We start from the raw sequence: 22,391 nt of genomic DNA on the forward strand, positions 1-22,391 counted from the left end.
GAGAAGGCTCCGCTCTCGGGCGGGGCCTTTTTATTGTGCAAAAACAAGGGGGGCTTGTTGTTCTGACTTTGCCAATCCGGGTTTAGCCGCTATGGAACGATCAATCTCCCCAATCTCGAAAGGATTATAATGAAGAAGCTGTCCAAAATTTTGCTCGCGACTGCTGCGCTGACCGCCATGTCTGCCTGCTCGTCGGAGCTCAGCGAAAGTGAGCAGGCGGTTCTGGATGCCCGGCTGGCCGAAGAAGCCGCCAAACCGACCAATCTGACCGCGCTGATGCAGGCCAATCCCGACCTGTCGACAGCCGCTCTCGCCGTGGGTCAGTCCGGCATCGCCCAGGAACTCAAGGACGACGGTCCGTTTACCTCCTTCATCGCTCCCAATGAAGCTTTCAAGAAAATGGAAGATGGCCGACTCGAGGAACTGATGACTCCTGAAAAAAAGGATGAGCTGGCGGGAATCGCGAAATATGGAATGCTCAACGGCAGTATGACAACAGCCGATATTGCCAAGGCAATCACCGACGGTGGTGGTACAGCGGAACTGACAACGCTTCAGGGCGGCGTGATCAAGGCAAGCATGGACGGCGACAAGGTCGTGCTGGAAGACGGGGCCGGAAACAAGGTGAACTTTGTGGAACCCGATATTGAGTCGAGTAATGGTACGATGCACATCGTCGACACAGTGCTGATGCCGAGCTGATATCCCGGACAAAATGTTAAAAGCGGGGCCGACCGATAGGTGGCCCCCTTTTTTTGTCTGCGGCACATGCTAGTGCAGGAGAAAGTCCTGTAGCAATCCTGGAGAAAGCCCATGTCCAACTGCTGGTTGATGAAGTCGGAGCCTGACGAATATGGCTGGGACGACCTGGTGGCGGAGAAGGAGGGCACCTGGGACGGCGTCAAAAACGCGCAGGCGAGCAATAATATGAAAGCGATGAAAAAGGGGGACCAGGTCTTTTTCTATCACAGCCGTCAGGGTCTCGAGATTGTCGGCATCATGGAAGTCACTGAGGAACAGTTCCCGGACCCGTTCGACGATACCGGCCGCTGGATCGCGGTGAAGGTCAAACCGGTCCGCAAGCTGGACAATCCGGTGCCGCTGAAAGCGATGAAACAGAATCCGAAGCTCGCAAATCTCGCGATCATCCGCCAGACCCGGCTGTCGGTCGCACCGGTTACCGCGGCGGAATGGGACGAGATTCTGGCGATGAGTGCCTAGCGGGAGGCAGGCTGGCGATGTAAGGATCGATCTTTCCAGCCACGCCACCAATCGCTTCCAGCGGTTGTATTTCAGAGTCAGCTTGCCATCGCTCTATTCGCTCATTGTGTCCTTTGCTGGTGCCGGGCAATATTGGGGCTCAAACTCGACCACATAGCTGTCGGTCTTGTAGCGCAGAATACGGGGAACACCTTCAACCGGCGTCCGGGTGATCCAGTATCGCCCACCGCTGGCATCGGGACCGGGGGGATAGATATCTCCCGCTTCATTATGTTTCCACGTCACGTCAATCCAGTCGACCGGGATCTGGCCGGTTTCGGTTTCCAGCATCTCTGCGCCGGTTTTGCTGGCCTGAATGGCATAGGAGGCATCAAAATTGGTCATCAGGGCGGTAAAGGCCACGGTCTGGTCGCCAAATTCGAGAGTAGAGAGCGGCAGGCCCATGGTGGCAGCCGAATACATGCTGGCCGTGAGTGCGCCTGTCTTCACCGTGGTTTCACCCTTCTGGAAAATCTCGGCGCGATAGCCCTGTTCATCAAAGTCGAAGGTTCGACTGGCCAGCATTCTGCCATCGGGGCCAAGAAATTCCCGTTCCAGCCGGACCGGGGCGAGCGTCGCGCGATCAAAATAGAAATGCATGTTGTTGATCACATTGCCGGGCAAGGTCGCGTGCTGGTCTATACGGAGCAGCTTGTCGCCGATGACCGTCGCCCGTTCGCGCAGCGCAGGCCCTGCAACCCATTGCCCGTCCTGCAGATTGCACTGGCGCCAGCTATGATCATAGGCGGTGATTTTGCGGCCATCGATCTGGCCATCGCCCATGGTGATCGGGGTGATCGTGTTTTCGGATGCCATGGCCAGCAAGGCGAGAGAAAGAATCATGTGTCGTTCCTTGTGATTGAACTGTTTGAAAGATAGGCGAAAACTATTGCGCTTCGCTTCGCCGGGAAAATCTATTATTGTCTATTCATGAGATTTCGCATGACTTTGCGGCGCGAGAAATCGGCCTCTGTCCGGCTGGATGCTGGCAAACGCGCGATCTGGCGAGACGGCCGGCAGCACAGGCTGCAATTCAAGACCTGGCAGGTACTGTGTCATTTGCTGGATGCGCGATTATCGACTGTGTCGCGTGCGGAACTGATCCGTCAAATCTGGAACGGTCAGGATTTTACCGGGGAGAAAGGACTGAACCAGTCGCTCTGGGCAATCCGTCACGCACTGGGCGATGATGCCCGGGCACCGGCCTATGTCGAAACTGTACCCCGGGCGGGCTATCGCTGGATCGGACCGGACCTGCTGCGACGGGACATTGCTGGCATTCCGAAACAAAAAAATGGATCACTGTTCCGGCTATCCGGTTCCCTCGCAGCGGGCAGTGCACTGCTTCTGGCCCTGGCCGCCAGTCAGGCGGCGATACACGGTTCCGGGGCCAACCGGTTTGTGGCGGACAATGGTTCCGGACACGCCTGGTTCTCGGGCCGCGACATCATTGTCGAGCGACCGCAAGCGGTACGATATATACTCACTCCAACCGGCAACAAATATTTCGGTGCACCCCGTTTTTCGCAGGACGGGAGCCGACTCGCTTTCCAGGTGATCAATGACAAACGGTGCGAAATGGTCGTGCTGGAGCTGACGTCGCGCCGAATCGACAAATTTTCAGACTGCCCGTCTTCAGGCTGGTCGCTGGAGCGCGATTTCGGGACCTGATGTGACTATTGGGAGACCGTGATTCTGCTCGCCGGAACAACAAATTCCAGTCGCAGGCCGGACGGCTCCCGGATCATCATGTGGGTGGTCGGACCGTCGCCCATATATTCCGGCGCGAATTCCACAGTCACATCCTCATGTGCGACGAATGTTTCATGCAGGGTATTGAGCGCATCGAGATCGCGCACGGTAATCGCCATATGATGCAGGCCGACATTGTTCTTGCGGTCAAAGGCGACAGCATTGGCGGGATCCGTGACCTGCCAGAGGGTGACAAACATCTCGCCATTGGTGACAAAGACCGCCGGATAGTCGGGTTCTCCGCCCGCCGTTTCCCAGCCCAGGGTCTCGACGAAAAAGGCTACGCTTTCGTCCAGTCGGGACACGGCGAAGCCGATATGGTTGAGGCCCAGGGTCACGGCTTCTTCGGGCGGATCGGCTTCAACCGGTCCAGCTGTTTCCTGCGCCGGGGAGCAGGCGGCCAGTGCGGCCAGAAATACGAAGGGCGGCATTTTCATGAGGCGGTTCCTTTGTACGGGGGAGATCTCGGTCATTTGCGAAAACCGCTTACCGTTGCTCCGGCGGCGGTGAGATATTCCACATCGGTTTTCAGATGCAGCACGCGCAGGCCCTTGTGCTGCATGGCTTCGGCCAGCGCCGGTGCGAATGCACCGGTGGTTTCCACAGTCGCGCTCCAGCCGCCATAGGCCTTGGCCAGCGCAGCGAAATCGGGATTGACCAGAGATGTGGCGGATAAACGCGCCGGATATTCGCGTTCCTGATGCAGGCGGATGGTGCCGAAACTGCCATTGTCAATCACCAGCGCCAGCAGGTCAACGCCATATTGCACCGCGGTGGCCAGTTCCTGACCGTTCATCATGAAGTCGCCGTCTCCGGCGATGACGGCCACCGTCCGGTCGCGATAACGCAGCGCGGCAGCGACGGAGGCCGGCACGCCATAGCCCATTGCCCCGGAGGTCGGAGCCAGCTGGCTCGGAAAATCGCCATAGTTCCAGTAGCGGTGCCACCAGCCGGAAAAATTCCCTGCACCGTTGCAGATAATCGTATCGGCGGGCAGCTGCTCCTGCATCGCCGAGACACAGGGGCCAAGATCGAGCTTCGCTTCGGTTTTCGTGACCGTCGTCCATTCCAGATAGTCGGCATGAGCGGCCTTGCCGGCATCGAAGCTGAGCAGATCATCTTCCCACAGCGCGACCTGTTCGGCAAATTCGTCCATCTCCGCGCAGATCGGCAAGTCGATGCGATAGACATGGTTGAGTTCGTCCGGATCGGGATGGACATGGACGAGGATCTGGTCGGGATGGTCGGGCGTGATCAGCGTATAGCCGTCGGTTGTCGCTTCTCCCAGCCGGGCACCCACCGCGAGAATGAGATCGGCCGTCTTGATCCGTTCGACCAGTTTGGGATTGGGGCCATATCCCAAATTGCCCGCATAGACCGGGCTGCTGTTCGGGAAATTGTCCTGCCGCCGGAAGGCACAGGCGACGGGCAGGCCCAGCCGCTCGGCATATTCGGCAAAATAGTGACGCGCCTTCGCATCCCAGCCGGCGCCGCCGACAATCGCGATCGGATCGGTGGCATCGCGGAGCATGTCGGTCAGCGTGGTCATGGCATCGGGGCACAGCGGCTGGGCGGGGGCGACGACTTTCGGTCGGTCGAGCGTTTCGACCACATCGCACAGCATGTCCTCCGGCAGCGCCAGCACCACCGGTCCCGGGCGCCCGGAACTGGCTGTATCAAAAGCGCGCGCAATATATTCCGGGATGCGGGCGGCATTGTCGATCCGCGCGGCCCACTTGGCGAGCGGGGTAAACATCGCGGTCAGGTCGACTTCCTGAAACCCCTCCCGGTCCCGGTCGCCACGGGCCACGTCTCCGACAAACAGGATCATCGGGGTCGAGTCCTGCATTGCGGTGTGCACACCAATGCTGGCATTGGTCGCGCCCGGCCCCCGGGTGACGAAGGCGATGCCGGGACGACCCGTCATCTTGCCGTCGGCCTCCGCCATGAACGCTGCGCTGCCATCCTGGCGGGTGGCGACGGTTTCGATGTCGCCGCAGTCATGCAGGGCGTCGAGCACGGCGAGAAAACTCTCTCCCGGAACCGTGAAGATCCGGTCGGTCCCCTGGATGACCAGCTGATCCACAAGAACCTGCGCGCCGGTGCGTTTTTTCATGTTCCATTCCTCTTTCTTCCCGCGTGAGCGGGAAACTCAAATCAGTTGCCATCTAGGTATCACGCGAAGCCGCGAAGGCACGAAGATTCTGCGTCCCCTACAAATTCTTTGCGCCTTCGCGGCTTAGCGTGAAACAAAAAGAAATGTAGGGTCCGCTTGCGCGGAAGGTTGATCGGCCTCCTCGCTTATGTCTGATGGATGGCTTTGGTGACCATATAGGCTTTCAGACCGTCGGGACCATCTTCCGATCCGTGGCCGCTTTCCTTGACGCCGCCAAAGGGTGCGTCGCCGGGACTGACGGTGAGGTTGTTGATCGCGACCATGCCGGCCTCGATGGCGTCGCCGACAATGTTCGCGGTGCGCAGGTTCTGGGTGAAGGCATAGGCCGCCAGCCCCAGCGGCAGGCGATTGGCCTGTTCGATGGCTTCGTCCAGCGTGTCAAAGGATCGCATCACGGCGACGGGGCCAAAGGGCTCATTGTTCATGATATCCGCCTGCAACGGGACATTGGCGAGCACCGTGGGCGAGAAGAAGAATCCGCCTCCGTCGCCGCGCTCTCCGCCCAGCTTCACATCCGCTCCCTGTGATTTCGCATCCTCGACCATCGATCCGATGGCATCGGGGCGGCGCGGATTGGCAAGGGGACCCATGTCGACACCCTCGCTGAAGCCGTCTCCGACTGCGACCTTGGCCGCGCGCTCCGAAAATGCTTCGACAAAACGGTCATAAATGCCTGACTGCACGTAGAAACGCGTAGGCGATACACAGACCTGACCGGCATTGCGAAATTTCTGCATGGCAGTGAGATCGAGCGTCTGTTCCAGGTCACAATCATCAAAGACCAGAACCGGCGCATGACCGCCCAGCTCCATGGTCGTGCGCTTCATGCCTTCGGCGGCCAGTTTCATCAGATGCTTGCCCACCGGAACCGAGCCGGTGAAGCTGACTTTGCGAATGACGTCCGAAGCGATCAGGTGACTGGACACCTCTCCGGGATCGCCGAACACGATCTGGGCGACTCCGGCAGGCAGACCGGCATCAACCAGACAGCGCATCATTTCGATCGGGCTGGCCGGGGTCTCTTCGGCGGGTTTGAGGATGATCGAACAACCGGCAGCGAGGGCCGGGGCCAGCTTGCGGATCGGCGTGAAGACGGGAAAGTTCCACGGACTGAAGGCGGCCACGGGGCCAACCGGCTGATATTTCACAAAACTGTTCATGCCTGTTGGCCGGACGAGAACGCGCCCGTAACAGCGCTTGGCTTCTTCCGCCATGATATCAAAATGCGCGGCGGATGCGGTGACCTCTCCGGTCGCTTGCCCGACCGGCTTGCCCTGTTCCGCCGTCATCAGACGACCGATTTCGGGTGCCCGCTCCCGCATCAGGTCGGCGGCTTTGTGCAGAATCGCCGCGCGCTCGGCAACCGGCGTGTCGCGCCAGACCGGGAAGGCGCGCGCCGCGGCATCCAGCGCCCGGTCGAGGTCCGATTTTGTCGCCTTGGGCAGGTCGCTGATCGCCTCACCGGTGGCGGGATTGATGACCTGATGGACATCGCGGTCCCCGGCATCGATCCATTCGCCATCAATATGGAGTTGCAGGTTTTGGGGATAAGTGTTCGACATGGTTGCTCCTGTAACCGGTCTGTCAGCACTAGACTTGTCCCCCGTTTCCCGCAATGACTGTCCGCAGCAAGGAGTGGAATTTTATGGAAATTGTTGCCGAAGGCCTGCGTTTCCCGGAAGGGCCGATTGCGATGCCCGACGGAAGCGTCATTCTGGTCGAAATTGCTGCCGGACAGCTGACCCGGATCCTGCCGGATGGCAGCAAGGAAGTTGTGGCCAATCCAGGCGGTGGTCCCAATGGGGCTGCGGTCGGGCCGGATGGCAAAATCTATGTCTGCAACAATGGCGGCTTTGAATATGAGGAAAAAAACGGCTTTCTGACCCCGGCCGGTATTGCCAAGCACTATGATCGCGGCCGGATCGAGCGGATTGACCCCGAAACCGGTGAGGTCGAAACGCTCTATGACAGCGGCGATTTCGGCTGCACCTTGCGCGGGCCGAATGACATCGTGTTTGATGATCAGGGCGGCTTCTGGTTCACCGACCATGGCAAGACGGACTATGAGAACCGTATCCATGACATTGTCGGAATCTTCTACGGGAAAGCGGATGGCAGCCATCTGGAAGAGGTGGTCTTCCCGTCCCAAAACCCCAATGGAGTTGGCCTTTCGCCCGATGGCAAGACGCTATATGCCGCGGAAACTTTCACCTGCCGGCTGATGAAATTCAATATCACCGCACCGGGCAAGGTGGCGCCGGATGCGGGGCCAGGCGGTCCGGGCATTCCGGTCTATCGTCCGGCGGGCTACAAGTTTTTCGACAGTCTCGCGGTCGAGGAAAGCGGTAATATCTGCGTCGCCACCATCGGAGAATGCGGCATCAGCGTCATTTCACCTGAAGGCGAACTGGTCGAATTCGTTCCGACGCCCGACATCTTCACCACAAATGTCTGCTTCGGCGCCGCCGACATGATGGATGCATGGATTTGCCTGTCCGCAACCGGCAAACTGATGAAAATGCGCTGGCAACGGCCGGGCCTCAAACTGGAATATCTCCAAAAATGACTTTCTCTCCGGTTGCCTTATGCTTGGCGGCCCTGATTTCCGGGTCAGCGTTCAGCAGTTTGCTATTGGCACCGGACAGGATCTACAGGGTCACTCCTTCGAATGAAGGGTCGATGTTTTGGCTTGAAAAGGCGAATGACAGCCTCCTCGCTGCTACCATTAGAGACGAACTGGATCCGGACATATGTAAGCGTCCGCGATCCTGGCAAGTCGATATTCGGAGATTCAGAGATCATCCAAGCTCCATCTCGTTCCTGGGCCGTGAAGAGAAACATGCAGATTCCGGGAGTAGTTTCCAGCTTGCAATGACGATTGTAATGCCTCCTGAACCACTTAAGTACGGCCGCCGCTGGCCTTCTGCTTGCAAGATTCCTGCTACAGAAAAGTTTGTAGAAGCCTCTTCAATTGATGCGCGCATGCCACATGATGCAATTCCTGTTTCATATAGGCCAGACGAAGAAGTATCGGCATGTCTCAAGGTCAATGCAAATGGTAACGTTGCGGATTTCAAACTGGCTCATCCGGTCGGAAGGATATCGGACAAAATGGCGAAGAAAATTGAACAAGTAGCCCGGAAATGCTGGAATTTTGACAACCATTCCGGTGCTGCCGGCTGGATTCAGGTCGGGCTGGACAAGCGCAAGAAGGCTAATTCTTTATGACATATACCACCGTAATCTGGGACTTTGGCGGCGTTATCACCAGCTCGCCTTTTGATGCATTTAACCGGCTTGAAGCGGAGCAGGGGCAGCCGAAAGACAGTGTCCGCAGGATCAACTCGGCCAATCCGCATGACAATGCCTGGGCGAAATTCGAGCGTTCGGAAATAGATGCAACGGGCTTTGACCAGCTGTTTGCCGAAGAAGCGCAGGCCATCGGCGTGGAATTGCGGGGAAAAGACGTGCTGGCCTGCCTCGCCGGAGATATCCGGCCGGACATGGTGGCGACGCTCGACCGGCTGAAAGCCGAGGGTTTTGCGATTGGCTGCATCACCAACAATGTCCCGGCCGGCAAGGGCTCCTCGATGGCGATGGATGACGCCAAGGCCGAAGCAGTGGCGGCGATCATGCAGCGTTTTGATCATGTCATCGAAAGCAGCAAGATCGGTATTCGCAAACCGGATCCGCGGATTTACGAGATGATGTGCGAGGCGCTGGCCGTAAAACCGGCACAGTGCATCTATCTCGATGATCTGGGCATCAACTGCAAACCGGCAGCAGCGCTGGGCATGGCCGCGATCAAGGTGACCGCCGGAGAACAGGCTTTGACCGAGCTTGGCGCGCTTCTGAACAGATCATTTCCATGAAATATTAACCATTAGGGTCCAGTGATACTGCGGCATATAGTGTTGCCGGGTTGCGTGTGACGTGTAACCATATTGACATGTTTTGGTCGTCGATTGGTCACGAAACGGTTATAGCGACCTGTGGGTTATAGTTGCGGGGATGTGTGGTTACTCAGCTGTCAGAAGAAACGGGCGGATTGCTCCCGGTTTTCCGGGGCAACAGGCCGTATGGCCTGGCGATTGTGCTGCTTGCGCTGCTGCTGTTTGTCCAGCTGATCCGTCTGATCTGGCTGGCCGTCACGCCGATTGGCCCGGTTGGTGGCTGGCAGGCATCCGAAGTCCGCGTGATTCCGCCGCAATCCCGCCTGGCCCTTTTTCGCAGCTTTGACCCCTTTTACCGCACCGGTCCGGCCAATGACGCCAATGTCGTGACGTCGTTGCAGCTGACCTTGTTCGGTATTCGCATGAACGAAGGTTCGGGGCTGGGATCTGCCATTCTCGCCGGGACTGATGGCGTACAAGACAGTTATGCGGTTGGTGATGAGATCATGTCCAGCGTGACCCTGGCTGCCGTCAAATTTGATCATGTCGTGATTGATCGCAATGGCACAAGAGAAAGCCTCTATCTTGACCAGTCGATCCCGGCGCAGACGATCAGCGCTGATGAAATCGGCACGAGTGAAATCGACACGCTGGCGACCGCCGGTTTGTCGGCGGCCGATGCGATGGCGTTCAATCCGCGCATGGAAGATGGCCGGGTTACCGGCATCGTGGTCAACCCGAAGGGGGACGGCGCCCTGTTCAGCGCTGCCGGATTGCATGACGGAGATATTATCGTCGCTGTCAACGGCCAGCCGGTCACCTCGGCAACCGATATTTCTTCTCTTCAACGCCAGATTGCTCCTGGCACCAATCTATCAATCGAAGTCGAACGTGGCGCAGAAGTTGTCCCGATCGTCGTAAATCTGGGATCTCCATGATGCAGCGTATTTTGACTCAGCTGGTTTCAGCCCTTTTTCTGTTCGGTGCCCTGGCGGCGCAGCCGGTGGCTGCACAGCACAGCCTGAACGTCCGTGATGCAGATATTCGTGCCTTTGTGCAGGATGCTGCACGGGTGACCGGGCGGACATTCATCGTCGACAGCCGGGTCCAGGGCAAGGTGTCCGTGGTCACCGACCGCCCGCTCAGCCGCAGCGAATATTTCGAGATTTTTCTTTCGACCCTGCGCGCCAATAATCTGGTCGCGATCCCGACAACGCGAGGCGCATATCGTATCCAACCGGCCGATGGTGCGGCGTCGCAACCCACCCGGCTGGGCACGCGTTCGTCCCCGGCAAACCAGTTTGTGACGGAAGTCGTAAGGCTCAAATCGATCGAGGCCGCGGCCGCGATTGAGACCCTCCGTCCGCTGATCAGCAAGCAGGGCGCGATTACGGCCAACCGCAATGCCAATAGTCTGGTGATTGTCGACTATGCCGACAACATCCGCCGGGTGCGCGCGCTGGTTCGGGAAATCGACCGGGACAATGCCGCCAGTACCATTGTCAATCTACGCAATGCGGGTGCGCGCGAGATCGCGTCTTCGCTCCAGTCACTTGTCCAGGGCGCAGAAGGCACCCGTTCGCCAGTCAATATTGTTGCGATTGACAGCAGCAATTCGCTGGCTTTCCGGGGCGATCCCGGTGCCGTGGCCCGATTTGCCGAAATGGCGCGGGAGCTGGACCAGCGGGCTGAACTGGGCACCGAAATCCGCGTCCACCGTCTGGACTATGCCAATGCCGAACAGCTGTTGCCGGTGATTGAACAGCTGATGGGGCAGGCGGGCCTGTCCACCGTACCCACATCGGTCAGCCCCGAAGGCGGCTCTGATGCGGCTGCAGCCAGTCCAACCCCGGTATCCGCCAGCAGCAACAGCATCGCCCGCAGCGGCCCGGCGATCGTCACCCGACTGGAAGGCACCAACGCGATTATCGTTGCAGCCAATCCGGACGTGCAGCGGATGATCGGCGAACTGATCCGGCAGCTGGATACCCGGCAGGAACAGGTGGTTGTCGAGGCGATCATTGTTGAGATCTCTGAAAGTCTCGCCCGTGAACTGGGTGTGCAATGGCTGGTTGGCGGCGAGGACGTGCCCTTTGCCGTGACCAATTTCTCCAACGCCTCGCCAAATATCGTGGATATTGCCGGCGGCCTGCTTGCGGACGAGTTTGACAGCACCACGACCACCACAACCGACACGTCAACAACGGTGACGACCAACAGCGCGGTTGGAGATGCGCTGGAACAAAATGCTGCGGATGCAATTCTGGGCGCGCGTGGCGGATTTGCCGGATTTGCAACATCGCTCGGTGGCAATGCGGTACTGGGTGCGATCATCAACGCTGTGCAGTCCGACACCGACAGCAATATCCTCTCGACACCGTCGCTGACCGTGAACAACAATCTCAAGGGCAGCATCCTGTTTGGTCAGGAAATTCCGGTTTCGACCGGCGAAGCGCTGTCGAACAATTTCGACAATGCCTTCCGCACGATCCAGCGACAGAATGTCGGTATCGAGCTGGAAGTCACACCGCAGATCAATGCTGGCCAGGAAGTGCGCATGGAATTGCGTCAGCAGGTCAGTTCGATTGCCGGGCCGGTGTCGGATGACTTCAACGAGCTGATCATCAACAAGCGCGAGATCAACACGACCGTCACGGTTGGTGACGGCGAGATCATTGCGCTGGGCGGTCTGCTCGACGACAATGAACGTCGCACGATCCAGAAAATCCCGTTCCTCGGCGACATTCCGCTGATCGGCGAATTGTTTAAATCCCGCGGCCGATCGCGGACCAAGACCAACCTCATGGTCTTCATCCGCCCGACGATCCTCAAGGACCCGAGTGATGCGCGTCGCTTCTCGAGCAATCGCTATGGTTATATCCGTGGACGCCAGATGATCCAGAATCCGGATGTGGAACCGTCGCTGGATGTTCTGGTTCGTGATTATCTGGGCACAGTTCCGCCATCGGCCGGACCACGCCCCGGAGACGAGATTATCTATGCTCCCGGAGCGGAACCGCAGGCACCAGTCACACCGCAAACCGAAGTCGCGCCGGTGGAGGTACCGCCAAGCGAGGCGACCGACGCAGAACCAGTGGATCAGAATGATCAATGACGGACAGTTCGGCTCTTCCTGAACAACCGGCCGTTTCTGACGGGATCGGCGAAACTGGTGAGCTGACGTCTCCAGCCATGCCAGCTGCCGCAGAAATCCCGTATGGATTCGCGCGCGATCATGGGGTGCTGCTGTCTCCGGAAGTCTCCGACCCGCCAAAGCTGCTGATGCGAACCGGCGGGGATCCCGTAACTTTGCTCGAGGTTCGCCGGTACTTGTCACGGCCGTTCGAGATTGTCGAGGTGGATGCTGATCAGTTCGACCGGCTCTTGTCCGAACGCTATGCCATGGATGGCAGTGCCGCATCGCTGGCCAGTTCGCTGGATACCGAAGGGCTGGACGATATTGCCGGCGATATTCCGAGCGCCGAAGACCTGCTCGACAGCGCGGATGACGCGCCGACCATTCGCCTGATCAACGGTATCATCGCCGAAGCGGCGCGGCAGGGTGCATCGGATATCCATATCGAACCCTATGAAACCGGTCTGGTGGTGCGGATGCGGGTTGATGGTGTGCTGCACGAGAAACTGAAAATGCCGCCACATGTCGCATCGGTCATCGTCAACCGGATCAAGGTCATGGCACGGCTCGACATTGCCGAGCGCCGGATTCCGCAGGACGGCCGGATCAGCCTGACCCTGGGCGGAAAACTGCTCGATGTTCGCGTGTCGACATTGCCCAATCGCGCAAACGAGCGGGTTGTGATGCGGATTCTCGACAAGGACAATGCCGGCATATCGATGGGTGATCTCGGCATGACCGATGCAACCCGCCAGATTGTGGAGGATGCGCTGGCGCAGCCCAATGGTATCCTGCTGGTGACCGGGCCGACCGGTTCCGGGAAAACCACGACGCTCTATGCCGGACTGAAACAGCTGAATGACGGCAGCCGCAATATTTTGACGGTGGAAGATCCCGTCGAATATGCGGTGGAAGGCATTGGCCAGACCCAGGTCAACGCCAAGGTCGGGCTCAGCTTCGCCGCCGGACTGCGCGCCATTTTGCGGCAGGATCCGGATGTCGTCATGGTCGGTGAGATTCGCGATCGCGAAACCGCTGAAATCGCCGTGCAGGCCTCTCTGACCGGGCATCTGGTACTGTCCACCGTGCACACCAACGATGCGGTCGGTGCGATCACCCGGATGCGGGACATGAATGTCGAACCGTTTCTGCTCGCTTCAACCTTGCGCGCGATTGTCGCACAGCGGCTGGTTCGAAAATTGTGCCCCGACTGCCGGGTCCCGGTTGAAGCCGAGGCCGGACTGGCTTCCTTGCTGGGACTGGCGCCCGGTTCAGTGATTTATCGCGAAGCCGGCTGCGAAACCTGCAATCATACCGGGTTTCAGGGGCGCGTCGGTGTCTACGAAGCCGTGCCGGTGGATGACACGATCCGCAAATATATCAACGAGGGCGCCGACGAAGCGCTGATTTCTGCCCATGCTTTCCGGTCCCGCCCGACCCTGGGCTCGGCCGCGGCAGCGCTGGTCGAACAGGGGCTGACCACGGCGGAAGAGGCGATCCGCATATCCCGCCGCATCAGTTCGGATGAGGCGCCGGGTGCCTGAATATTCCTACACTGCGATTGACCCCAAGGGTCGCCAGAAAACCGGCCAGCTGTCCGGTGCGAATGATGATGCCGTCCGTCAGAAGCTGGCACGCCGCGACCTGCATGTCGTAAAGATCGCACCGAGTCTGGCATCCGATGCGTCGAAAGAACGGCCGCTTTTTGGCCGCAAGAAACTGAATGCCAAGGAACTGACCCTGTTTACGCGCCAGCTGTCCTCGCTGGTACAGGTCACCCCGCTGGAAGAAGCCCTGCGGACTATCGGTATGCAGAATGAAAAGGCGCATGTTCGCGACCGCATCGGTGCGGTTCATGGCGGCGTGCTGGAGGGGCAGAGACTGGCCGAAGCGATGCGCCGCGAACCGGCGAGCTTTCCGCCGCTCTATCGCGCGATGATCTCCGCCGGTGAAAGCTCCGGTACTTTGCCGGACATTGCCGAGCGCCTCGCGGCCCTGCTCGAGCGTCAGGCCGAAATGCGCGGAAAGCTGATCAGTGCGCTGGCTTATCCGATCATCCTCGCGCTGGTTGCGATCCTGGTCGTGGCTCTGCTGATGATCGCGGTGGTGCCGAAAGTGGTTGAGCAATTTGATAATGTGAACCAGCAACTGCCCTTTGTGACCCGGCTGGTAATCGGCATTTCGGATTTTCTGGCCAACTGGTACTGGGCACTGGCCGCGATGATTGTGGTGCTGGGCCTGATCGCCTGGCGCGCTCTGAAAGAGCCGCAGATCAAATACAGGTTCGACGCGTTTCTTTTGAAGCTCCCGTTTTTTGGCCGCCTGATCCGAGATCTGCACGCGGCGCGACTGGCCCGGACGCTGTCGACCATGGTGGCGAGCCGTCTGCCGATCCTGGAAGGCCTGCGCCTGACCACAGGCACGATTGGCAATTCGGTGCTGCGCAAGGCGTCGGAGGACATGATCGAGGCCATTCGTGGCGGCGGCAGTCTCTCCAATGCGCTCAAAAATGCCGGCGTTTTTCCGCCAATGCTGATCTATCTGGCCGCCAGTGGAGAAGCGTCCGGGCAGCTGGACGAGATGCTGGCGCGGGCGGCAGACTATCTGGAGCGTGAGTTTGACAATTTCAGCTCCACCGCGCTCTCCTTGCTCGAACCGCTGATCATCGTCGCGATGGGCGGTGTTGTTGCGGTAGTGATTCTCGCTATATTGCTGCCGATCTTGCAACTTCAAAATCTGGCGGGATTGTGAGGCCCGCAATGACAGGAAAGACCATGCCCGAGACAGAAAACCCGATGGCGGAAAACGCCGAACCCGCGCAGAAAAGCAGGCGCAAGCGCAATGGCTTTACGCTGGTCGAGCTGATGGTGGTGATTTTCATCCTCGGCTTGCTGACCACGATTGTCGTGATCAATGTCCTGCCAAGCCAGGATCGGGCGATGACCGAAAAGGCGCGGTCAGATATAGCCACGTTGAGCCAGGCGCTGGAAATGTACCGGCTGGACAATCTCACTTATCCGACATCTGCTGACGGGCTCAAGGCGCTGTCGCAGCCTCCGGGCTCTCTGCCGGCATCCTCGCGCTACCGCAAGGGCGGCTATATCAAGAACCTGCCCGATGATCCGTGGGGTCGGCCCTATCAATATGACAATCCCGGACGCCGCGGACCGGGTTTTGATCTCTATTCGCTCGGTGCCGATGGTGCGCCCGGCGGCGAAGACGAGAATGCGGATATCTATGCAGAATAGGTGCGCTAACTGATGACACGGCATCTGCTTGTCACCGTTTTTCCGGTTTCGGAGGAACAGGCGCTGCACTGGTGGCTGTTCGAGGACGGCCAGCTGGTCCAGACCGGCTGTGACACCGATCCGATGCTGGCGGCCGGCCTGAAGCTGCCCGCCCATGCGGAGGACGTCCGTTGCGCTGCGCTGGTGCCGTCCGCCATGACCACGGTGCGCTGGCACGATCCGGTTGAGGATGCGACGGAGAAACAGGTGCTGGCGGCCGCAATGCTGGCAGCAGAAGATGAAGCGATTGCCGGCAAGCCGGTCCACGTCGCGGCCGCTCTTGCACCCTCCGGAACCGTGGCAACTGCAACCATTGATGATGCGATTTTTCGGAACGGCGTTTTGCGGTGTCAGGAACTGGGATTTGATCCGGATGTGATAGTGCCATCCGGCTGGCTGGTGGATCCGGCGGCAGGGGAGCTGGTGGAAGCCGATTTCGGCTTTGACCGCGTGCTGCGACGCGAGGACATGATCATTCCCGACGACCCGTCCCTGCGCGACTATCTGACCGCAGGCGAGACCGCCCGCATGCTCAGTGAAGCGGAAACACTGGCTGCATTGTCGAGGGCGGGTGAAGCCGATCAGTTGAATCTGCGTTCAGGCATCCATGCCCGGAAACAGAGCCGTTCGATGACGGCGCTTCAGCGCAAGGCGCTGGTGTGGACAGCTGCGGTACTGCTGATCGTGTCGCTCGCGATACCGCTGATGCAGATGGCGAAATATTACTGGGCTGCGGATTCGGCTGATGAAGCGGCGCTGCAAGCCGCCACGGCCGTGCTGGGACCGGTGGACAATCTGGACGCGGCGGAGCGTCAGCTGGACAATCGACTGGCTCAGGAAAACCGGGGCAATGGAGTCTTCTCGGTCCCGGCATCTGCACTTTTTGAAGCCCTGCAACAGGCGCCCGGTGTCACGGTCGACCGGCTGGGCTATGAACGGGCAGGTATTGTGGCGGCGACCCTGTCGGCAGTGCGAAACGAGGATATCAATCCGGTTTTGCTGGCCGTCCAGAAAGCCGGATATGCCATTACCGCCACCCCGCGCACCGACGCCACCGGCACGGCCAAGGCGGACATTACGGTGAGGGCGCCATGATGACAGGATTGCGGGACTGGTTCGCGGCGCTCAGCCAGCGCGAGAAAATCATGATTGGCATATTGGCGGTGCTGGTCGCTCTGACCGTGGCCTGGTACGGTATTTACAAGCCGTTTTCGGCGGCATCAGAAGCCGCATCGATTCGGTATCATGAAGCGGTCGAGCGTCAGACCCGAATGGAAGCCAAGGTCACCGCGTTAACCGCCCCGGCTGCAGAAGCGCCGGGTCAGCTCACCGGCAGCATCAACGCTCATGTCAGCCGCCGGGCTGGCGAGGCAGGATTTGAAGTCGGACGCCTCGACGCACAAGCCAATGGCGGGGTCGACCTGGTGATCGATTCGGCACGGCCAACCGCGCTGTTTGCCTGGTTGTCGGAACTGGAGCGGGAAGGGGTGGCCGTCACTCGGCTGTCTGTCGAGCCCGCCGCTCCCGGAACGGTGACAGCGACAATCGGCCTCAGGGCACGCGATACGTCCGCGAGCGGAGAATAGCGGCTATTCGGTTATCAGGCCGATTCGACCGGATGTTTCGGGCTGGCTGCGGGTTTTTCATCGCGAAACATGACACCGCCATCCGGTTCTGACAGGACTTCCGGGCTGTTTTCATCGGCCGGAACTGCCAGTTTGGTGATCTGGACCCATTCGCCTGCAGCATTGCGCTCATATTTCGGGGCGCGCTGGACATTCCAGACCAGACCCATTCTCTCCCAGAGCGAGATGATATAGCCGTTGATGTCGATTTCCCACCACATGATGCCGGCATAGGCACTGCGCGGGTGGCGGTGATGGTTGTTGTGCCAGCCGTCGCCGAAGGTTAGCAGGGCCAGCCACCAGAGATTGCGTCCCTTGTCCCCGGTCTTGAACCGCTGGGAGCCGAACATGTGGCCGATGCTGTTCACGCCCATCACCAGATTGAGGAAGAAGAAGGTCCGGAAAAATCCGCCAATCAGGATGGTGCCGATGATATTTTCCACCGTACCGAATGTCAGCGCCCAGACCACCGGAATGCCGATCATCGATACCGCGACCCAGAACCAGCGGGTCCGGTGGGCGAAGAGCACGGCATCATCATCGATCAGGCCCTTGCCATAGACGTTCATGTCCGATGTTGTGTTGTCAAACAGCCAGCCGAAATGGGCGATGGCAAAGCCCTTGAAGCCCTTCATCGGCTTGCCGAATCCGTCGACATGCGGGCTGTGCAGATCGCCAACCCGGTCGGCAAAGGCATGATGCCGCCGATGGTCAGCAGCCCATTTGAGAACCGATGCCTGGCAAGCGAGCTGCGCCATGATCGCAATGGCATAGCGCATGGGGCGCGAGGTTTCGAAGGACTTGTGGGTGTAGAAACGGTGGTATCCGATGCCCACGCCCATGTTGATAATGACATAACCGGACAGGAAGGCCGACCATTCCACCCATCCGGTGGACTGGGTGAGTGTCCAGTAGAGCGCGCCGAGCGAGCCGATCACCATCGAGGCGAGCAAGATGCCATATTCGAGCTTCTTGGCCCGTGCCGCCGGTCCGCCAATGATCACGCCATGCTGTGGATGATCCACATCTGGCTGATAGTCTTCCGGCTGAATATCGCTATATGCCGTCGCCATTATTCTGACCCCACTGTTGATGCGAGCCACTACTGACATCGCGGTAAGCAATTTAGCGGTTTGGCGACATGATTACAATTATCTTAACCTTTCCGGCAGGAAAATGCCCCCATTATGACTGCAACAGTCAACCGTCGGGCCGGATTCACGGCAGCAAAGCTGTCCTGAACACGGCGTCCGCCGCAATCCCGGTGCGGATCATCGCGGGAAACCGGATGTTCATGAACAGGAAAGCGCTCATACGCCCATTCTCTCCCGTCGATAACTGACAGGAGAATAACAATGACGATTCGGTTCATGAAGCTGGCACTGGCCGGTCTTGCAACCGCTGGCCTGCCTTTGACAGCCATATCTGCCCATCAGTCGGGCTATGGCTCACACGAGAAAATCCTCACCCAGCCGATCGCCAATGTGGAGAATAATTACTGGTTCGATTACCTGACAGACATTCGCGAAGCGGAGCATGAGCTTAAAAAGGATCTTGCGCGCGCGACCGACGAGGAAGATCGCCGCGAAGCGCATGAAGAGTATCGCGCGGAAATTGCGGATGCGAACAAGGATTATCGAAAGGAAATGCGGGAGCGTGGGTACCGGGTCGGCCGCGTAACCGTGGGCGACTAGTCCTCCGGACATGTCGCCACCGGGCGGGAGATCTGCTTCGGCGGGGCTCCCGCCTTTTTATTGTCCGGTTATATCCAGGCGGTGCCGGCTAGCGATCATCGGATCTGCGAGAGCGGGTCTCCACGGACCGGCGGGAACTGCGAGCTGCCGGACGGGATGGCCGGGCCGGTGCTTGCCTGGCCGCCCGGCGCGGTGCGGCATCCGGGCGGTTTGGTCGGGTCTGTCGTGTCTGGCGCGGTGCGGCATTTCGTCGTTCGTTTCTGGCCGCCCGGCGCTCGGTCCGGCGTTCCTGTCGAGCTGCTCGCTGGGCCGGTGTCATATTGGCTCGCCGTTCAGCACGACGCTCACGGCGAATCTCGCGCTGCTCCGGAGTCAGGTTTGCGCGCCGCTCGGCACGTCTTTCGCGGCGCATGCTCCGTTCCTCGGGAGTCATCATCGCCCGCCGCTGTGCCTGTCTGTCCCGGCGGGCCGCCCGTTCTTCCGGGGTGAGATTGCCGCGACGATCGGCATGTCGCCGACCATCACGGTGCTTTGCACCCCAGATTGCGCGCTGACGCGCCCAGTAGCGCCGATGGTGACGTTTCATCGCATAGCGCGACCCGCCACGATCGAAAATATAGATGCCAAATCCGGGATAGTAGAAACTGTCATACCAGCCGCCGCCATAACCGATATTGGCATAGCCATAGCCATCGTCGCAGGCATAATAGTCATCAAATGGCGCATAGGGATCGCAGCCATATCCGCCGTTAACATACCCATCGCCATAATAGCCCCCGCCATATCCCGCGTAGGTACAGGCCCCGAGGGTCAGCAAGGCGCCGCCCGCAAACACCAATTTCCCGAATCCGGTTCCAGCCATGTCAAAAGCCCCTCATCTTTGCGGAGCGCAGCTTACACCTGCTGTCTGCTCCGAGTCTCAACTATTTGCCCTGTGTCGCATTTTGTAACGGAAAGGCATTGAATTGGATATGAATGGTCCATTCATTCTGGCTCTTGCTGACATTCATGAAAGTAGCTATCGTCCGTCGAAAGACTAGAAATCGAGGAGTCCTCCCTTGGCAACTGCCCTGTCCGCAAAAGAACCGCAGCCGCATGGCTATCCCTATCAGGAGTCGGCCAATCCGCACTGGGTGCGTCCACCTGGCAAGGACAAACTGGCCCATATCCCGGGAGAGGATGGCCTGCCATTTTTCGGCTCGACACTCGAGATGCTCAAAGACCCACCGTCGTTCGGCAGGCGCATGTTTGAGCGGCACGGCTCAATCTACCGGACGTTCAGTTTTGGCGGATGGTCGGTGAACCTGCTCGGCGCCGAAGCGACCGAACTGGTGCTGTTCAACAAGGACAAGATTTTCTCCAGCGAACAGGGCTGGGGGCCGATACTCAACAATCTCTTCCCGCGCGGGCTGATGCTGATGGATTTCGAGCGGCACCGGGCCGATCGCAAGGCGCTGTCGGTGGCATTCAAGCCGGGACCGATGAAGCACCATTGCCAGGTTCTGGGCGAGGGCATCCGGGAACGGATGGAAGACTGGAACGGGTCGGCCTTCAAATTTTACCCGGCGATCAAGTCGCTTTCGCTGGATACCGCGGCCAGCGCGATTCTGGGCATTCCCTGGGGACCCGAGGCCGATCGGATCAACAAGGCGTTTGTTGACGAGGTTCAGGCATCCGTCGGGGTTGTCCGCTCGCCCATCCCGTTCACCAAGATGTGGCGCGGAGTGAAAGCGCGGGAATATCTGCTGGAATATTTTACCCCGCAGGTGAAGGCCCGCAGGGAAAAGGGCGGCGAAGATATCTTCACCCAGATCTGCCTGGCCACCCATGAAAATGGCGAATTGCTGACCGAAGATGAAGTGGTTGATCACATGAACTTCCTGATGATGGCGGCGCATGACACGATCACGTCTTCCGCCACCAGCATGACCTATCTGCTGGCCAAGCATCCCGAATGGCAGGACCGGATCCGGGAAGAATGCCTCAAGGTCGCTCCAGCGGGCGCGCAATTGTCCTACGAGGACCTGGGCAAGCTGGAACTGACCGAAATGGCATTCAAGGAAGCCTTGCGGCTGATCCCGCCGGTGCCGTCCATGCCGCGCCGGGCGATCAAGGATTTCACTTTCCGCAATTTCACCATACCGGCCGGTACCACGGTGGGCATCAGTCCAAGCTTTGTCCACAAGATGGAGAAGCACTGGCCGGAACCCGAGAAATTCGATCCGCTGCGCTTTACGCCGGAAAATTCCGCTGGTCGGCACAAATATGCCTGGGTGCCCTTTGGCGGCGGCGCGCATATGTGTCTCGGCCTGCACTTTGCCTATATGCAGATCAAGATCCTGATGCATGCGATGCTGACCCAGAACCGGGTCGTGTTGTCGGGTGGTCCGGACTATGAACCGAAATGGCAGGTCTTCCCGATCCCGCAGCCCAAAGACGGCTTGCCGGTGTGTCTGGAAAAGCTGTAATCGGGACATGACCGCCGGACCGAAATGACGGATTCCCGCACCTATGCAATAGTCGGATGCGGCATGATGGGCCGCGAGCACATGCGCAATCTGGCGCTGGTGCCGGAAGCGGAACTGGTCGCGATTGTCGACCCCCATGGGCCGTCACGGGATGCGGCTGCCGAGTTGGCAGGCAAGTTGGGACAGTCCTTTGCCTGTTACGAAACCGTAGAAGACATGATGCCATCGGCCCGGCCGGATGCGGTGATCGTGGCGGCGCCCAATCACACCCATTTCGCAATCGCGCAGCAACTGATGGGACATGAAGTTGCGCTGTTGCTCGAAAAACCGATGTGCACGACCGTGGAGGATGCCGGAAAGCTGGCCGCACTGGCGGCAGATTATGATCCGCTCTTCTGGGTCGGGCTGGAATATCGCTACATGCCGCCGGTTACGCGCTTTGTCGAACGGGTGCAGGCGGGAGAGACGGGTCCGGTCAGGATGCTGTCGATCCGCGAACACCGCTTTCCGTTCCTGACCAAGGTTGGAGACTGGAACCGGTTCAGCGCCAATACCGGCGGGACGCTGGTCGAGAAATGCTGCCATTTCTTCGATCTCATGCGTCACATTTTGCAGGATGAACCGGTGCGGATTTTTGCCAGCGGCGGGCAGGATGTGAATCATCTCGACGAAGTGTACGACGGCAAGCCGTCAGATATTCTCGACAATGCCTATGTCATCGTGGATTTCGCCGGCGGGGCCCGCGCTACACTGGATCTTTGCATGTTCGCGGAAGGGGCGGAACAGCAAGAGGAAATCTATGCGCTCGGCGACGTCGGGAAACTCGATGTGCGGATTCCCGCGGCCGAAATTATCTGGTCACCCCGCGATGGTGCGGGTGTCCGGAGCGAGCCGGTAGACACCCCACCTGAAGCTCTGGCCGCCGGTGACCATCACGGCGCGACCTGGTTCCAGCTACTCCGTTTTCACAAGGCCCTTGTAGAAGGCGGCTCACCGGATGTCAGTGCGATTGATGGCCTGCGGTCCGTGGAAATGGGAGCCGCTGCGCATCAGTCGATCGAGACCGGGCTGCCGGTAGCGCTTGATTTCTCGGGCTAAAC

Annotated in this window: 22 protein-coding genes; 16 read left to right on the forward strand and 6 right to left on the reverse strand. The window is 59.2% G+C overall.

Annotation, left to right across the window (positions count from 1 at the left end; all coding sequences use genetic code 11):
• Nucleotides 1–129: 129 nt before the first annotated feature.
• Nucleotides 130–702 carry a fasciclin domain-containing protein gene (locus BUQ90_RS05980; RefSeq protein ID WP_074204149.1) on the forward strand — a complete coding sequence of 191 codons (573 nt, stop codon included), beginning with the start codon at nucleotides 130–132 and terminating at the stop codon, nucleotides 700–702.
• A gap of 111 nt (nucleotides 703–813) precedes the next feature.
• Nucleotides 814–1,221 (forward strand): EVE domain-containing protein, encoded by a 408-nt coding sequence (locus BUQ90_RS05985; protein WP_074204150.1) that lies wholly within the window; start codon nucleotides 814–816, stop codon nucleotides 1,219–1,221.
• A 93-nt stretch (nucleotides 1,222–1,314) separates the two neighbouring features.
• On the opposite strand, the gene BUQ90_RS05990 is transcribed toward BUQ90_RS05985, so the two are convergent.
• A complete protein-coding gene (locus tag BUQ90_RS05990; protein ID WP_074204151.1) occupies nucleotides 1,315–2,103 on the reverse strand; it encodes a hypothetical protein in 789 nt (262 codons plus the stop codon).
• A gap of 99 nt (nucleotides 2,104–2,202) precedes the next feature.
• Between BUQ90_RS05990 and BUQ90_RS05995 the strand changes: the two genes are divergently transcribed.
• Complete coding sequence (locus BUQ90_RS05995; protein ID WP_074204152.1) at nucleotides 2,203–2,931, forward strand: winged helix-turn-helix domain-containing protein; 729 nt, start codon at nucleotides 2,203–2,205, stop codon at nucleotides 2,929–2,931.
• Nucleotides 2,932–2,936: 5 nt separating this feature from the next.
• Here the strand turns inward: BUQ90_RS05995 and BUQ90_RS06000 are convergent, their stop codons facing one another.
• From BUQ90_RS06000 to BUQ90_RS06010, 3 genes are all read right to left on the reverse strand, one after another.
• Nucleotides 2,937–3,449 (reverse strand): VOC family protein, encoded by a 513-nt coding sequence (locus BUQ90_RS06000; protein WP_239447360.1) that lies wholly within the window; start codon nucleotides 3,447–3,449, stop codon nucleotides 2,937–2,939.
• 32 nt (nucleotides 3,450–3,481) lie between these two features.
• The gene (locus BUQ90_RS06005; RefSeq protein WP_074204153.1) at nucleotides 3,482–5,128 is read right to left on the reverse strand and encodes a thiamine pyrophosphate-binding protein; all 1,647 of its coding nucleotides are present in this window, start codon (nucleotides 5,126–5,128) and stop codon (nucleotides 3,482–3,484) included.
• A gap of 185 nt (nucleotides 5,129–5,313) precedes the next feature.
• Entirely contained in the window at nucleotides 5,314–6,750 is a 1,437-nt protein-coding gene (locus BUQ90_RS06010) for an NAD-dependent succinate-semialdehyde dehydrogenase (protein WP_074204154.1), read from the reverse strand.
• Nucleotides 6,751–6,833: 83 nt separating this feature from the next.
• Between BUQ90_RS06010 and BUQ90_RS06015 the strand changes: the two genes are divergently transcribed.
• The 10 genes from BUQ90_RS06015 to gspM all read left to right on the forward strand — a co-directional run bounded on the left by BUQ90_RS06015 (nucleotide 6,834) and on the right by gspM (nucleotide 17,090).
• Nucleotides 6,834–7,754, forward strand: coding sequence for an SMP-30/gluconolactonase/LRE family protein (locus tag BUQ90_RS06015; RefSeq protein ID WP_074204924.1), 921 nt, complete (start codon nucleotides 6,834–6,836; stop codon nucleotides 7,752–7,754).
• Nucleotides 7,755–7,867: 113 nt separating this feature from the next.
• Nucleotides 7,868–8,416 carry a hypothetical protein gene (locus tag BUQ90_RS06020; RefSeq protein WP_159437036.1) on the forward strand — a complete coding sequence of 183 codons (549 nt, stop codon included), beginning with the start codon at nucleotides 7,868–7,870 and terminating at the stop codon, nucleotides 8,414–8,416.
• Nucleotides 8,413–9,060 carry an HAD-IA family hydrolase gene (locus BUQ90_RS06025; RefSeq protein ID WP_074204156.1) on the forward strand — a complete coding sequence of 216 codons (648 nt, stop codon included), beginning with the start codon at nucleotides 8,413–8,415 and terminating at the stop codon, nucleotides 9,058–9,060. Before BUQ90_RS06020 ends, BUQ90_RS06025 begins: the two co-directional genes overlap by 4 nt.
• Nucleotides 9,061–9,203: 143 nt before the next feature.
• Nucleotides 9,204–10,019 (forward strand): type II secretion system protein N, encoded by an 816-nt coding sequence (locus BUQ90_RS06030; protein ID WP_159437037.1) that lies wholly within the window; start codon nucleotides 9,204–9,206, stop codon nucleotides 10,017–10,019.
• Complete coding sequence (gene gspD, locus BUQ90_RS06035; RefSeq protein ID WP_074204926.1) at nucleotides 10,019–12,196, forward strand: type II secretion system secretin GspD; 2,178 nt, start codon at nucleotides 10,019–10,021, stop codon at nucleotides 12,194–12,196. The genes BUQ90_RS06030 and gspD overlap by 1 nt, the downstream gene beginning before the upstream one ends.
• Before the next feature lie 77 nt (nucleotides 12,197–12,273).
• On the forward strand, nucleotides 12,274–13,761 hold the full coding sequence (gspE, locus tag BUQ90_RS06040; protein WP_074204927.1) for a type II secretion system ATPase GspE: 1,488 nt from the start codon (nucleotides 12,274–12,276) through the stop codon (nucleotides 13,759–13,761).
• Entirely contained in the window at nucleotides 13,754–14,968 is a 1,215-nt protein-coding gene (gene gspF / locus BUQ90_RS06045; protein WP_074204928.1) for a type II secretion system inner membrane protein GspF, read from the forward strand. The genes gspE and gspF overlap by 8 nt, the downstream gene beginning before the upstream one ends.
• Nucleotides 14,969–14,991: 23 nt before the next feature.
• Nucleotides 14,992–15,465 carry a type II secretion system major pseudopilin GspG gene (gene gspG, locus BUQ90_RS06050; protein WP_420812008.1) on the forward strand — a complete coding sequence of 158 codons (474 nt, stop codon included), beginning with the start codon at nucleotides 14,992–14,994 and terminating at the stop codon, nucleotides 15,463–15,465.
• Between the two features lie 12 nt (nucleotides 15,466–15,477).
• Nucleotides 15,478–16,599: a type II secretion system protein L gene (locus tag BUQ90_RS06055; protein WP_074204157.1), complete on the forward strand. Its 1,122-nt coding sequence runs from the start codon at nucleotides 15,478–15,480 to the stop codon at nucleotides 16,597–16,599.
• Nucleotides 16,596–17,090 (forward strand): type II secretion system protein GspM, encoded by a 495-nt coding sequence (gspM, locus tag BUQ90_RS06060; RefSeq protein ID WP_074204158.1) that lies wholly within the window; start codon nucleotides 16,596–16,598, stop codon nucleotides 17,088–17,090. The genes BUQ90_RS06055 and gspM overlap by 4 nt, the downstream gene beginning before the upstream one ends.
• Before the next feature lie 14 nt (nucleotides 17,091–17,104).
• Here gspM and BUQ90_RS06065 read toward each other — a convergent pair whose 3' ends face one another.
• A complete protein-coding gene (locus BUQ90_RS06065) occupies nucleotides 17,105–18,202 on the reverse strand; it encodes an acyl-CoA desaturase (RefSeq protein ID WP_074204159.1) in 1,098 nt (365 codons plus the stop codon).
• Nucleotides 18,203–18,484: 282 nt separating this feature from the next.
• Here BUQ90_RS06065 and BUQ90_RS06070 point away from each other — a divergent pair, with 282 nt between their 5' ends.
• Nucleotides 18,485–18,823: a hypothetical protein gene (locus BUQ90_RS06070; RefSeq protein WP_143182739.1), complete on the forward strand. Its 339-nt coding sequence runs from the start codon at nucleotides 18,485–18,487 to the stop codon at nucleotides 18,821–18,823.
• Nucleotides 18,824–18,911: 88 nt separating this feature from the next.
• Here the strand turns inward: BUQ90_RS06070 and BUQ90_RS06075 are convergent, their stop codons facing one another.
• On the reverse strand, nucleotides 18,912–19,685 hold the full coding sequence (locus BUQ90_RS06075) for a hypothetical protein (RefSeq protein WP_074204160.1): 774 nt from the start codon (nucleotides 19,683–19,685) through the stop codon (nucleotides 18,912–18,914).
• 196 nt (nucleotides 19,686–19,881) lie between these two features.
• On the opposite strand from BUQ90_RS06075, the gene BUQ90_RS06080 reads away from it, so the two are divergent.
• Together BUQ90_RS06080 and BUQ90_RS06085 are read left to right on the forward strand one after the other, a co-directional pair.
• Nucleotides 19,882–21,291 (forward strand): cytochrome P450, encoded by a 1,410-nt coding sequence (locus BUQ90_RS06080; protein WP_074204161.1) that lies wholly within the window; start codon nucleotides 19,882–19,884, stop codon nucleotides 21,289–21,291.
• Nucleotides 21,292–21,315: 24 nt separating this feature from the next.
• Entirely contained in the window at nucleotides 21,316–22,389 is a 1,074-nt protein-coding gene (locus tag BUQ90_RS06085; protein ID WP_074204162.1) for a Gfo/Idh/MocA family protein, read from the forward strand.
• Nucleotides 22,390–22,391 lie beyond the last annotated feature (2 nt).

The sequence above is a fragment of the Parasphingorhabdus marina DSM 22363 genome, assembly GCF_900128895.1.
Lineage (GTDB): Bacteria > Pseudomonadota > Alphaproteobacteria > Sphingomonadales > Sphingomonadaceae > Parasphingorhabdus > Parasphingorhabdus marina.